The organism is Kitasatospora sp. NPDC057542, from assembly GCF_042801945.1.
Classification (GTDB): domain Bacteria; phylum Actinomycetota; class Actinomycetes; order Streptomycetales; family Streptomycetaceae; genus Kitasatospora.
The window spans coordinates 1-12,633 of record NZ_JBHVFE010000253.1 but is presented as its reverse complement, the minus strand read 5'-3'; the positions used below and the strand labels follow the sequence as shown (position 1 = coordinate 12,633).

Genomic DNA, 12,633 nt, shown 5'->3' with positions numbered 1-12,633 from the left:
CCGTGACGTTTCTGCTTGCCAGCACTACGGAAACGAGTGCTGGATCGTGCCTGGATCCGCTGGCCGGAGCCGGTGCGGTGAGCCTCAGCTCGCGTCCTCCTCGCGCACCGCACGGCGCGCGTCGGGGTTCAGTACGCCCCACGAGATCAGCTGCTCGGTGAGGATCGACGGCGACTGGTCGTAGATGACGGCCAGGGTGCGCAGGTCGTCCTGGCGGATCGACAGCACCTTGCCGTTGTAGTCACCGCGCTGGCTCTGGATGGTCGCCGCGTAGCGCTGCAGCGGGCCGGCCTTCTCGGAGGGGACCTGGGTCAGTCTCTCCAGGTCGAGGACCAGGCGCGGCGGCGGCTCGGCCGCACCGCCGGGCGTGCCGCCGGGCAGCAGCTCCTGCACCGGGACGCCGTAGAACTCCGCCAGTTCGGCCAGCCGCTGCACGGTGACCGCACGGTCACCACGCTCGTACGAACCGACGACGACTGCCTTCCAGCGCCCCTGGGACTTCTCCTCGACACCGTGCAGGGAGAGCCCCTGCTGAGTGCGGATCGCTCGGAGCTTGCCTCCGAGTTGCTTCGCGTAGTCGCTGGACATTGATCTCCCCGGACGAGATTGCTTCGCGTTCAGTGGTGGGTCACGGGCGATTGCCGACGTCGTTACCGGTGGGTCCGACGTCCGTCTCGTAACTCACTGTGAGGTTACGTAGAGTAAGGTAGTTGCGTCAAGCCGAATGGGGCAGTCGTGCGAATGGCCCGCATCGTCGGCGCGTCCGGAGTGTTAACCCGGGGAAGCGGAATGATGGACGTCTGTTTGCGATCCGGCGCGCTGGTAGGATGACCGGAGCCCGCGCCCCGTCGGCGGGGGCCATCCCAGACATCCTTTAAGGCCCGTCCCGTGAGGCGGGGAAGGAGGTCCGCTTCGGCATGACCACACACCACGAACCGACGCCCCGGCCGCCGCACCAGGTGCTGGACGGCACGGACATCGCCCGGGTCGTCACCCGGATAGCGCACGAGATCGTCGAGCGCGCCAAGGGCGCGGAGGACGTCGTGCTGCTCGGCATCCACACCAGGGGCGTCCACCTCGCCCGCCGCCTGCACGGCCGGCTGGCCCAGATCACCGGGCGCGAGATCCCGCTGGGCACCCTGGACATCACCATGTACCGGGACGACCTGCGGCTGAAGCCCGCCCGCGCCCTGGAGCACACCGAGATCCCGCCCGGCGGCATCGACGGCAAGCTCGTCATCCTGGTCGACGACGTGCTCTTCTCCGGCCGCACCATCCGTGCCGCGCTCGACGCTCTGAACGACATCGGCCGCCCGCGCGCCGTCCAGCTCGCCGTCCTGGTCGACCGCGGCCATCGCGAGCTGCCGATCCGCGCCGACTACGTGGGCAAGAACCTCCCCACCTCGCTGCGCGAGGCCGTGCAGGTGCGCCTGTCCGACAGCGACGGCGTGGACGCCGTCCTGGTCGGGGACCGCGACTTCACCGCACGTTCCTCGCAGGCCATGGCAGCCAAGCCGTCCGAACCGCACCTCCCGGAGTAACCCGCGTGAAGCGCCACCTCGTCTCCGCCGCCGATCTCAGCCGCGACGACGCGCTGCTGATCCTGGACACCGCCGAGGAGCTGGCCCAGCTCTCCGGCCGGGCCGTCAAGAAGCTGCCCACGCTGCGCGGCCGCACCGTCGTCAACCTCTTCTTCGAGGACTCCACCCGGACGAAGACCTCCTTCGAGGTCGCCGAGAAGCGCCTGTCGGCCGACGTCATCAACTTCTCCGCCAAGGGCTCCTCGGTCTCCAAGGGCGAGAGCCTCAAGGACACCGCGCTGACCCTCCAGGCGATGGGCGCCGACGCGGTGGTCATCCGCCACCACGCCTCCGGCGCGCCGGCCCGGCTGGCCCAGTCCGACTGGCTGCACGGCAGCGTGATCAACGCCGGTGACGGTACCCACGAGCACCCCACCCAGGCGCTGCTCGACGCCTTCACCATGCGCCGCCACCTCAACCCGGGTGCCGGCCACGACCTGGCCGGCCGCCGGGTGACCATCGTGGGTGACGTCCTGCACAGCCGGGTCGCCCGCTCCAACGTCCACCTGCTGAACACCCTCGGCGCGCAGGTCACCTTCGTCGCCCCGCCCACGCTGCTGCCGATCGGGGTCGAGAACTGGCCCTGCGAGATCAGCTACGACCTGGACAGCGTGCTGCCCAAGACGGACGCGCTGATGATGCTGCGGGTGCAGCGCGAGCGGATGAACGCCGCGTTCTTCCCGACCGAGCGCGAGTACAGCCGTCGCTACGGCATGAACGGCCGCCGGATGGCCCAGCTGCCGGACCACGCCATCGTGATGCACCCCGGCCCGATGGTCCGCGGCATGGAGATCACCGCCGAGGTCGCCGACTCGCCGCGCTGCACCGCGGTCGAGCAGGTCGCCAACGGCGTCTCCGTCCGGATGGCCGTCCTCTACCTGCTGCTCGGCGGCGCCGTCTTCGCCGACGCGCCCGCCGAAACCCCCCGTACCGACTCCGTGGAGACCGCCCAGTGAACGAGAGCAGCGAGCGAACCGGCACCATGGTCAGCTACCTGATCCGCAACGCCAGGATCCTGGACGGCGCCCCGCAGGACCTCCACCTCGCCGACGGTGTGATCAAGGAGATCGGCACCGGCCTGACGGTCGAGGCGGACATCGAGATCGACGCCACCGGGCTGATCGCCCTGCCCGGGCTGGTCGACCTGCACACCCACCTGCGCGAGCCCGGCCGCGAGGACGCCGAGACCGTGCTGACCGGCACCCGGGCCGCCGCGATGGGCGGCTTCACCGCCGTGCACGCGATGGCCAACACCACCCCGGTGGCCGACACCGCCGGCGTGGTCGAGCAGGTCTGGCGGCTCGGCCAGGAGGCCGGCTACTGCGACGTGCAGCCGGTCGGCGCCGTCACCGTCGGCCTGGAGGGCAAGAAGCTCGCCGAGCTCGGCGCGATGCACGAGTCCGCCGCGGGCGTCCGGGTCTTCTCCGACGACGGCAAGTGCGTGGACGACGCGGTGCTGATGCGCCGCGCCCTGGAGTACGTCAAGGCCTTCGACGGCGTCGTCGCCCAGCACGCCCAGGAGCCGCGGCTGACCGAGGGCGCCCAGATGAACGAGGGCCAGGTCTCCGGCGAGCTCGGGCTCGGCGGCTGGCCGGCCGTCGCCGAGGAGTCGATCATCGCCCGCGACGTGCTGCTCGCCGCGCACGTCGGCTCCCGGCTGCACGTCTGCCACCTCTCCACGGCCGGCTCGGTCGAGATCGTCCGCTGGGCCAAGTCCAAGGGCTGGGACGTCACCGCCGAGGTGACCCCGCACCACCTGCTGCTCACCGACGAGCTGGTCCGCACCTACGACCCGGTGTACAAGGTGAACCCGCCGCTGCGCACCGCCGAGGACGTCCAGGCGCTGCGCAAGGCGCTGGCCGACGGCACCATCGACGCCGTCGCCACCGACCACGCGCCGCACCCGGCCGAGGACAAGGACTGCGAGTGGGCCGTGGCCGCGATGGGCATGGTCGGCCTGGAGACCGCACTGTCGGTCGTGCAGCAGACCATGGTCGACACCGGCCTGCTGAACTGGGAGGGCGTCGCGGACCGGATGTCGCACCGCCCGGCCCGGATCGGCCGTCTCGCCGGCCACGGCCGGCCGATCTCGGTGGGTGAGCCGGCCAACCTGGTGCTGTTCGATCCCGCGTACCGTGGTGTCGTGAACCCGGACAGCTTCGCCACCCGCAGCCGCAACACTCCCTACAAGGGCCTGGACCTGCCCGGACGGGTGCACGCCACCTTCCTGCGCGGGCGTGCCACCGTGCTGGCCGGCGAGCCGGCCGAGCAGGGCGGCACGGAGTGATGTACCACGCCACGCTCGCCCAGGAGCAGGCGAAGGTCACCAACTGGCCCGGCTACATCGGCTGGTCCGTCGGCCTGCTGATCGTGATCGGCCTCGTCTACTGGCTGATGCGCCAGGGCTGGAACTGGCGGCGCACCCTGCAGTCCGGCATCCCGCCGCTGCCGGCCGTGCCGGCCCGCGCCGGGCGCACCCTCCTGGAGACCAGCGGCCGGTACCACGGCACGACCACCGCCGGGAACTGGCTCGACCGGGTCGTCGCACACGGCCTGGGCACCCGCAGCCGTGCCGACCTCACCCTCGGCGAGGACGGCCTGCTGGTGCAGCGCCCCGGTGACGTCGACTTCTGGATCCCGGCCGAACACCTGACCGGTGCCCGCACGGACTCCGGGATCGCCGGCAAGGTCGTCCCCTCCGGGCTGCTCGTCGTCACCTGGACGCACGAGGGCTCCGAGCTGGACTCCGGCTTCCGGGCCGACCACCCCGATGAGCACGCCGCCTGGGTCGAGGCGATCGCTCAGCTCGCAACACGCACGAAGACGAAGACGGAAGAGGCCGCCCAATGACCGCACCTGCCCCCACCACGCAGCGCCAACGGCGGGAGCGTACGCCCGCTGTGCTCGTCCTGGAGGACGGCCGGACCTTCCGCGGCCAGGCCTACGGCGCTCTCGGTGAGACCTTCGGCGAGGCGGTCTTCAACACCGGCATGTCCGGCTACCAGGAGACCCTCACCGACCCGTCGTACCACCGCCAGGTGGTCGTGATGACCGCCCCGCAGATCGGCAACACCGGCTGGAACGACGAGGACGACGAGTCCAAGCAGATCTGGGTCGCCGGCTACGTGGTGCGCGACCCCGCCCGGGTCGCCTCCAACTGGCGCTCCCGCCGCCCGCTCGACGAGGAACTGGTCAACCAGGGCGTCGTCGGCATCAGCGGCATCGACACCCGCGCGCTGACCCGCCACCTGCGCGAGCGCGGCGCGATGCGCTGCGGCATCTTCTCCGGCGAGGCGCTGGCCGACCAGGCCACCCTGCTCGCCCGGGTGCAGCAGTCGCCCGAGATGAAGGGCGCCGACCTGTGCGCCGAGGTCGCCACCACCGAGCCGTACGTGGTGCCCGCGATCGGTGAGAAGCGGTTCACCGTCGCCGCGCTGGACCTCGGCATCAAGGCGATGACCCCGCAGCGGATGGCCGAGCGCGGCATCGAGGTGCACGTGCTGCCGGCCAACGCCACCCTGGAGGACGTCTACGCCGTCAACCCCGACGGTGTCTTCTTCTCCAACGGCCCGGGCGACCCGGCCACCGCCGACCACCAGGTCGCCGTGGCGCAGGGCGTGTTGGAGCGCAGGACCCCGTTCTTCGGGATCTGCTTCGGCAACCAGATCCTCGGCCGCGCCCTGGGCTTCGGCACCTACAAGCTCAAGTACGGCCACCGCGGCATCAACCAGCCGGTGCAGGACCGCACCACCGGCAAGGTCGAGGTGACCGCCCACAACCACGGCTTCGCCGTGAACGCCCCGCTGGACAAGGTGAGCGACACCGCCTACGGGCGGGTCGAGGTCTCCCACGTCTGCCTCAACGACGACGTGGTCGAGGGCCTCCAGGCGCTCGACGTCCCCGCCTTCAGCGTGCAGTACCACCCCGAAGCGGCCGCCGGTCCGCACGACGCCGCCTACCTGTTCGACCGCTTCGTGAAGCTCATGGAGGGCCAGCGTGCCTAAGCGCACTGACATCAAGTCCGTCCTGGTGATCGGCTCCGGCCCGATCGTGATCGGCCAGGCCGCCGAGTTCGACTACTCGGGTACGCAGGCCTGCCGGGTCCTCAAGGCCGAGGGCCTGCGGGTCGTGCTGGTCAACTCCAACCCGGCCACGATCATGACCGACCCGGAGATCGCCGACGCCACCTACGTCGAGCCGATCACCCCGGAGTTCGTCGAGAAGATCATCGCCAAGGAGCGCCCCGACGCGCTGCTGCCGACCCTCGGCGGCCAGACCGCGCTCAACGCCGCGATCTCGCTGTACAAGGCGGGCACGCTGGAGAAGTACGGCGTCGAGCTGATCGGCGCCGACGTCGAGGCGATCAACAAGGGTGAGGACCGCGACCTCTTCAAGGGTGTCGTCGAGGCCGTCAACGCCAAGATCGGCCACGGCGAGTCCGCCCGCTCGGTCATCTGCCACACCATGGACGAGGTGCTGGCCGGCGTCGACACGCTCGGCGGCTACCCGGTCGTCGTCCGCCCCTCCTTCACCATGGGCGGCGCCGGCTCCGGCTTCGCCCACAACGAGGAGGACCTGCGCCGCATCGCCGGCCAGGGCCTGACCCTCTCGCCGACCACCGAGGTGCTCCTGGAGGAGTCCATCCTCGGCTGGAAGGAGTACGAGCTGGAGCTGATGCGCGACAAGCACGACAACGTCGTGGTCGTCTGCTCCATCGAGAACTTCGACCCGATGGGCGTGCACACCGGTGACTCGATCACCGTCGCCCCGGCGATGACCCTCACCGACCGCGAGTACCAGATCCTGCGCGACATCGGCATCGCCGTCATCCGCGAGGTCGGCGTCGACACCGGCGGCTGCAACATCCAGTTCGCCGTCAACCCCGAGGACGGCCGGGTCATCGTCATCGAGATGAACCCGCGCGTCTCCCGCTCCTCGGCGCTCGCCTCGAAGGCCACCGGCTTCCCGATCGCCAAGATCGCCGCCAAGCTGGCCGTCGGCTACACCCTGGACGAGATCCCCAACGACATCACCGAGGAGACCCCGGCCTCCTTCGAGCCGACCCTCGACTACGTCGTGGTCAAGGTGCCGCGGTTCGCGTTCGAGAAGTTCCCGAGCGCCGACGCGACGCTGACCACGACCATGAAGTCGGTCGGCGAGGCCATGGCCCTCGGCCGCAACTTCCCCGAGGCGCTCCAGAAGGCGCTGCGCTCGCTGGAGAAGAAGGGCTCCCAGTTCTCCTGGACCGGCCCGGTGGGCGAGAAGGCCGAGCTGCTGGCCAAGGCGGTCGTGCCGACCGACGGCCGGATCAACACCGTGATGGAGGCCATCCGGGCCGGCGCCACCCCGGAGGAGGTGTTCGAGGCCACCAAGATCGACCCGTGGTTCGTCGACCAGCTCTTCCTGCTGGACGAGATCGCCGCCGAGCTGGCCGAGGCCGCCGAGCTCACCCCCGAGCTGCTGCGCCACGCCAAGCGGCACGGCTTCTCCGACCAGCAGATCGGCGAGATCCGCGGGCTGAAGCCGGACGTCGTCCGCGAGGTGCGCCACGCCCTCGGCATCCGCCCGGTGTTCAAGACCGTCGACACCTGCGCCGCCGAGTTCGCCGCCAAGACCCCGTACTTCTACTCGTCCTACGACGAGGAGAACGAGGTCGCCCCGCGCACCAAGCCCGCCGTGATCATCCTGGGCTCGGGCCCGAACCGCATCGGCCAGGGCATCGAGTTCGACTACTCCTGCGTGCACGCCTCCTTCGCGCTCGCCGACGCCGGGTACGAGACCGTCATGGTCAACTGCAACCCGGAGACCGTCTCCACCGACTACGACACCTCCGACCGGCTCTACTTCGAGCCGCTCACCCTGGAGGACGTGCTGGAGATCGTCCACGCCGAGCAGCAGGCCGGCCCGCTCGCCGGGGTGATCGTCCAGCTCGGCGGCCAGACCCCGCTGGGCCTGGCCCAGGCGCTCAAGGACAACGGCGTGCCGATCGTCGGCACCCAGCCCGAGGCGATCGACCTCGCCGAGGAGCGCGGCGCCTTCGGCCGCGTCCTGCGCGACGCCGGCCTGCCCGCGCCCAAGCACGGCACCGCCTTCTCCTTCGCGGAGGCCAAGGCGATCGCCGACGAGATCGGCTACCCGGTGCTCGCCCGCCCGTCCTACGTGCTCGGCGGCCGCGGCATGGAGATCGTCTACGACGAGGCCTCGCTCGCCTCGTACCTGGAGCGGCACGCCGGTCTGATCTCCGAGCACCCGGTGCTCATCGACCGCTTCCTCGACGACGCGGTGGAGATCGACGTCGACGCGCTCTACGACGGCTCCGAGCTCTACCTCGGCGGCGTCATGGAGCACATCGAGGAGGCCGGCATCCACTCCGGCGACTCCGCCTGCGCGCTGCCCCCGATCACCCTCGGCGGCTTCGACATCAAGCGCCTGCGCACCTCCACCGAGGCCATCGCGCGCGGTGTCGGCGTCCGGGGCCTGATCAACATCCAGTTCGCGCTGGCCGGGGACATCCTCTACGTCCTGGAGGCCAACCCGCGCGCCTCCCGGACCGTCCCGTTCACCTCCAAGGCGACCGCCGTGCCGCTGGCCAAGGCCGCCGCCCGGATCTCGCTCGGCGCCACCATCGCCGAGCTGCGCGCCGAGGGCCTGCTGCCGGCCGAGGGCGACGGCGGCACGCTGCCCGCCGACGCGCCGATCGCGGTCAAGGAGGCCGTGATGCCGTGGAGCCGCTTCCGCGACGTCCACGGCCGCGGGGTGGACACCGTGCTCGGCCCGGAGATGCGCTCGACCGGTGAGGTCATGGGCATCGACAAGGTCTTCGGCACGGCCTACGCCAAGTCGCAGACCGGTGCCTACGGCGCGCTGCCGACCAAGGGCAAGGTCTTCGTCTCGGTGGCCAACCGGGACAAGCGCAACCTGGTCTTCCCGGCCCGGGCGCTGGTCGGCCTCGGCTTCGAGCTGCTCGCCACCGCCGGCACCGCCGAGGTGCTCCAGCGCGGCGGCATCCCCGCCACCGTGGTGCGCAAGCACAGCGAGGGCGAGGGCCCGAACGGCGAGCGGACCATCGTCCAGCTGATCCACGACGGCGAGGTCGACCTCATCATCAACACGCCGTACGGCACCGGCGGCCGCCTCGACGGCTACGAGATCCGCACCGCGGCCGTGGCCCGCGCGGTGCCCTGCCTGACCACCGTCCAGGCGATGGGCGCGGCCGTCCAGGGCATCGACCGGCTGCTGCGCGACGAGGTCGGAGTGATGTCGCTCCAGGAGCACGCCGAGCTGATCAACGCCGGCCGCAAGTAGCACCACCGCAGTGGGGGGCACCGAAGCCAGTCGGGTGCCCCCCACTTCCATGCCCGCCCACCCTCCCCCAGCCTTCGGCCGGGGGTGCCCCCAGGCCCGCCGCCACGCCCACGTCCGGTAACAGCTCCGGGAGTTGAACCACCCTTGTACAAGCTTCTGTTCGACCTCGTCTTCAAGAAGATGGACCCCGAGAAGGCCCACCACCTCGCCTTCTTCTGGATCCGCCTCGCCTCCTCAGTGCCCGGCCTGCGCACCCTGGTGCGGCTGGTGCTCGCCCCGCGTGACCGGGCCCTGCGCACCGGTGCCCTCGGCCTCGACCTGCCCGGCCCGTTCGGCCTGGCGGCCGGCTTCGACAAGAACGGCGTCGGCATCGACGGCCTGTCGATGCTCGGCTTCGACTACGTCGAGATCGGCACCATCACCGGCGAGCCCCAGCCGGGCAACCCGGCGCCCCGGCTGTTCCGCCTGGTCGAGGACCGCGCGCTGATCAACCGGATGGGCTTCAACAACCAGGGCTCGGCTCGGGTCGCCGCCCGACTGGCCGCCCGCCCGCACACCAGCTCCACCCCGGTGATCGGCGTCAACATCGGCAAGACCAAGGTGGTCGAGGAGGCCGACGCCGTCGCCGACTACGTGAAGTCCACCGAGCGGCTGGCCAAGTACGCCGACTACCTGGTGGTCAACGTCAGCTCGCCGAACACCCCCGGGCTGCGCAACCTCCAGGCCGTGGACCACCTGCGGCCGCTGCTGGCCGCCGTCCGCGAGGCCGCCGACCGCACCACCGCGCACCACGTGCCGCTGCTGGTCAAGATCGCCCCCGACCTGGCCGACGAGGACGTCGACGCGGTCGCCGACCTCGCCCTGGAGCTGGGCCTGGACGGCATCATCGCCACCAACACCACGATCGGCCGCGAGGGCCTGCGCACCGACGCCGGGCGGGTCGAGGAGATCGGCATGGGCGGCCTGTCCGGCGCCCCGCTCAAGGCCCGCGCCCTGGAGGTCCTCCAGCGGCTGCGCGCCCGCACCGAGGGCCGGCTGACCCTCGTCTCGGTCGGCGGCATCGAGACCGCCGAGGACGCCTGGCAGCGGATCGTCCACGGCGCCGACCTGGTCCAGGGCTACAGCGCCTTCATCTACGAGGGCCCGTTCTGGTGCCGGAAGATCCACAAGGGCCTGTCCGCCAAGGTCCGTGCGGGCGGCTTCCGCAACCTGGCCGAGGCCGTCGGCAGCGCCGTGCGCAGCTCCTGAACTCCCCCCACCACCTCCGGAAAGAGACGACATGACCCTCGCCCCGTTCGGCGCCCGGCTGCGCCAGGCCCTCGACACCCGCGGCCAGCTCTGCGTCGGCATCGACCCGCACGCCTCCCTGCTCGCCGCCTGGGGGCTCGGCGACGACCTGGCCGGGCTGGAGACCTTCAGCCGCACCGTGGTCGAGGCGCTGGCCGACCGGGTGGCCGTGCTCAAGCCGCAGGCCGCCTTCTTCGAGCGCTTCGGCAGCAAGGGCGTCGCGGTGCTGGAGAAGACCGTCGAGGAGGCCCGGGCTGCCGGCGCGCTGGTCCTGATGGACGCCAAGCGCGGAGACATCGGCTCCACCATGGCCGCGTACGCCGAGGCCTTCCTGTCGCCGGGCAGCCCGCTGTTCTCGGACGCGGTGACGGTCAGCCCGTACCTGGGCTTCGGCTCGCTGCGCCCGGCCCTGGACCTGGCCCGGGAGCAGGGCTGCGGTGTGTTCGCGCTGGCGCTCACCTCCAACCCGGAGGGTGCCGAGGTGCAGCGCGCGGTCGGCGCGGACGGCGAGCCGGTCGCGGCCTCGGTGCTGCGGCAGCTGGCGGCCGAGAACGCGGGCGCCGCGCCGCTCGGCTCCTTCGGCGCGGTGGTCGGCGCGACGCTGGCCGACGCGGGCGTGGAGCTGGCCATCAACGGCCCGCTGCTGGCCCCCGGGATCGGCGCCCAGGGCGCGACCATGGCGGACCTGCCGCGGGTGTTCGGCGCCTCGGTGATCAACGTGGTGCCGAGCGTCAGCCGGGACGTGCTCAAGCACGGCCCGTCGGTGCCGGCGCTGCGGGAGGCGGCGGAGCGTTTCGTCGGCGAGTTCGCGGACGCCGTCAAGTAGGTCCGCGGCCGTCGGGCGGGGCGGCCGGGCATCCGTCCGGTGACGTGCGCAGTGTCCGCAGGACGGCGGAGGCGTTCGCGAGTCGACGTGAGCGCCGTCACATCGACCCTGTCAAAGTCTCGCAATCGCGGTCATTTTGCCCCGGAAAGTCCTGGTCGGCCTTGGCTGACCAGGACTTTTCGTGTTCTTTTCCTGACGTGGCGCCGCAATACGGGTAGTGTCCGGCGATAGGTCATCGGCGAGCCGCGATTTCCGCGTCTCCCGCAGGTCAGGGCCTTGTGGTTCCCCTTGCGGACGGTGTCCTCGGTACCGAACCAGTCCTAGCTCAATCCCTTCCATCCACACCCTGAGGTGAACGGCGTGGCTCTTCCGCCCCTTACCCCTGAACAGCGCACCGCCGCGCTCGCCAAGGCCGCCGAGGCTCGCCGGGAGCGCGCCGAGGTCAAGAACCGGCTCAAGCACTCCGGCGCCTCCCTGCACGAGGTGATCAAGGCCGGCAAGGCCGACAACGACGTCATCGGCAAGATGAAGGTCTCGGCCCTGCTGGAGTCCCTTCCGGGGGTCGGCAAGGTCCGCGCCAAGCAGATCATGGAGCGCCTCGGCATCAGCGAGAGCCGGCGTGTCCGCGGCCTCGGTACGAACCAGATCGCTTCCCTGGAGCGGGAGTTCGGCGGTGGCGCCGCCTGACCGTGCCCCCGTGGTCCCAGGATCCCCCGCGATCCGGGATAATCGGTGCATGAGTGAGCGTCCGCGGCTGACCGTGCTCTCCGGCCCTTCGGGGGTCGGCAAGAGCACGGTCGTCGCTCATATGAGGAAGATGTACCCCGAGGTCTGGCTCTCGGTGTCGGCGACGACCCGCCATCCGAGGCCCGGCGAGAAGAACGGGGTCCAGTACCACTTCGTCGACAACGACGAGTTCGACAAGCTGGTCGCCAACGGCGAGCTGCTGGAGTGGGCCGAGTTCGCCGGGAACCGCTACGGGACCCCGCGCGCGGCCGTACACGAGAAGCTGGAGCGCGGCGAGCCGGTGCTGCTGGAGATCGACCTCCAGGGCGCCCGGCAGGTGCGCGAGTCGATGCCCGAGGCGCAGCTGGTCTTCCTGGCTCCGCCGAGCTGGGACGAGCTGGTCCGCCGGCTGACGGGCCGGGGCACCGAGCCGCAGGACGTGATCGAGAAGCGGCTGGAGGCGGCCAAGGTCGAGCTCGCGGCCGAGCCCGAGTTCGACACGACCCTTGTCAACACCTCCGTCGAGCAGGTAGCGGCCGAACTGCTAGCCTTGCTCGGTGTAGCCTGACCTGTCTGTCTTTTCCACCCTTTCGGAAGGTTTTAGCGTGTCCTCTTCCATGACCGCGCCCGAGGGCATCATCAACCCGCCGATCGACGAGCTGCTTGAGGCCACCGACTCCAAGTACAGCCTCGTGATCTACGCCGCCAAGCGCGCGCGCCAGATCAACGCGTACTACTCCCAGCTCGGCGAGGGCCTGCTGGAGTACGTCGGCCCGCTGGTCGACACCCACGTGCACGAGAAGCCGCTGTCGATCGCCCTGCGCGAGATCAACGCGGGCATGCTGACCGCCGAGGCGGTCGAGGGCGCCGCCTGAGGCAGCCCCGTACCTTTCCCGGAGGGCCCGGCGG

At 70.9% G+C, this 12,633-nt stretch carries 12 protein-coding genes; 11 read left to right on the top strand and 1 reads right to left on the bottom strand.

The features are described 5' to 3' along the window. Nucleotides 1–84: 84 nt before the first annotated feature. A complete protein-coding gene (locus ACFU7Y_RS27270; RefSeq protein WP_030056198.1) occupies nt 85–588 on the bottom strand; it encodes a transcriptional regulator in 504 nt (167 codons plus the stop codon). 329 nt (nt 589–917) lie between these two features. Here ACFU7Y_RS27270 and pyrR point away from each other — a divergent pair, with 329 nt between their 5' ends. The 11 genes from pyrR to rpoZ all read left to right on the top strand — a co-directional run bounded on the left by pyrR (nt 918) and on the right by rpoZ (nt 12,599). Then, nucleotides 918–1,541 (top strand): bifunctional pyr operon transcriptional regulator/uracil phosphoribosyltransferase PyrR, encoded by a 624-nt coding sequence (gene pyrR / locus ACFU7Y_RS27265; RefSeq protein ID WP_380769955.1) that lies wholly within the window; start codon nt 918–920, stop codon nt 1,539–1,541. A 5-nt stretch (nt 1,542–1,546) separates the two neighbouring features. Beyond that, the gene (locus ACFU7Y_RS27260; protein WP_224276687.1) at nt 1,547–2,536 is read left to right on the top strand and encodes an aspartate carbamoyltransferase catalytic subunit; all 990 of its coding nucleotides are present in this window, start codon (nt 1,547–1,549) and stop codon (nt 2,534–2,536) included. Between the two features lie 26 nt (nt 2,537–2,562). Further along, entirely contained in the window at nt 2,563–3,867 is a 1,305-nt protein-coding gene (locus tag ACFU7Y_RS27255) for a dihydroorotase (RefSeq protein ID WP_224276702.1), read from the top strand. After that, the gene (locus tag ACFU7Y_RS27250; protein ID WP_224276689.1) at nt 3,867–4,430 is read left to right on the top strand and encodes a hypothetical protein; all 564 of its coding nucleotides are present in this window, start codon (nt 3,867–3,869) and stop codon (nt 4,428–4,430) included. Before ACFU7Y_RS27255 ends, ACFU7Y_RS27250 begins: the two co-directional genes overlap by 1 nt. Further along, complete coding sequence (gene carA / locus ACFU7Y_RS27245) at nt 4,427–5,584, top strand: glutamine-hydrolyzing carbamoyl-phosphate synthase small subunit (RefSeq protein WP_224276691.1); 1,158 nt, start codon at nt 4,427–4,429, stop codon at nt 5,582–5,584. Before ACFU7Y_RS27250 ends, carA begins: the two co-directional genes overlap by 4 nt. Further along, nucleotides 5,577–8,885: a carbamoyl-phosphate synthase large subunit gene (gene carB, locus ACFU7Y_RS27240; RefSeq protein ID WP_380769954.1), complete on the top strand. Its 3,309-nt coding sequence runs from the start codon at nt 5,577–5,579 to the stop codon at nt 8,883–8,885. The genes carA and carB overlap by 8 nt, the downstream gene beginning before the upstream one ends. Nucleotides 8,886–9,029: 144 nt before the next feature. Beyond that, on the top strand, nt 9,030–10,133 hold the full coding sequence (locus tag ACFU7Y_RS27235) for a quinone-dependent dihydroorotate dehydrogenase (protein ID WP_224276695.1): 1,104 nt from the start codon (nt 9,030–9,032) through the stop codon (nt 10,131–10,133). A gap of 31 nt (nt 10,134–10,164) precedes the next feature. Then, nucleotides 10,165–10,998 (top strand): orotidine-5'-phosphate decarboxylase, encoded by an 834-nt coding sequence (gene pyrF, locus ACFU7Y_RS27230; RefSeq protein WP_224276696.1) that lies wholly within the window; start codon nt 10,165–10,167, stop codon nt 10,996–10,998. A 360-nt stretch (nt 10,999–11,358) separates the two neighbouring features. Continuing rightward, nucleotides 11,359–11,685 (top strand): integration host factor, actinobacterial type, encoded by a 327-nt coding sequence (gene mihF, locus ACFU7Y_RS27225; protein ID WP_030056187.1) that lies wholly within the window; start codon nt 11,359–11,361, stop codon nt 11,683–11,685. A gap of 49 nt (nt 11,686–11,734) precedes the next feature. Further along, complete coding sequence (gene gmk, locus ACFU7Y_RS27220) at nt 11,735–12,292, top strand: guanylate kinase (protein WP_224276698.1); 558 nt, start codon at nt 11,735–11,737, stop codon at nt 12,290–12,292. 37 nt (nt 12,293–12,329) lie between these two features. Then, the gene (gene rpoZ, locus ACFU7Y_RS27215; protein ID WP_188297240.1) at nt 12,330–12,599 is read left to right on the top strand and encodes a DNA-directed RNA polymerase subunit omega; all 270 of its coding nucleotides are present in this window, start codon (nt 12,330–12,332) and stop codon (nt 12,597–12,599) included. Nucleotides 12,600–12,633: the final 34 nt, after the last annotated feature.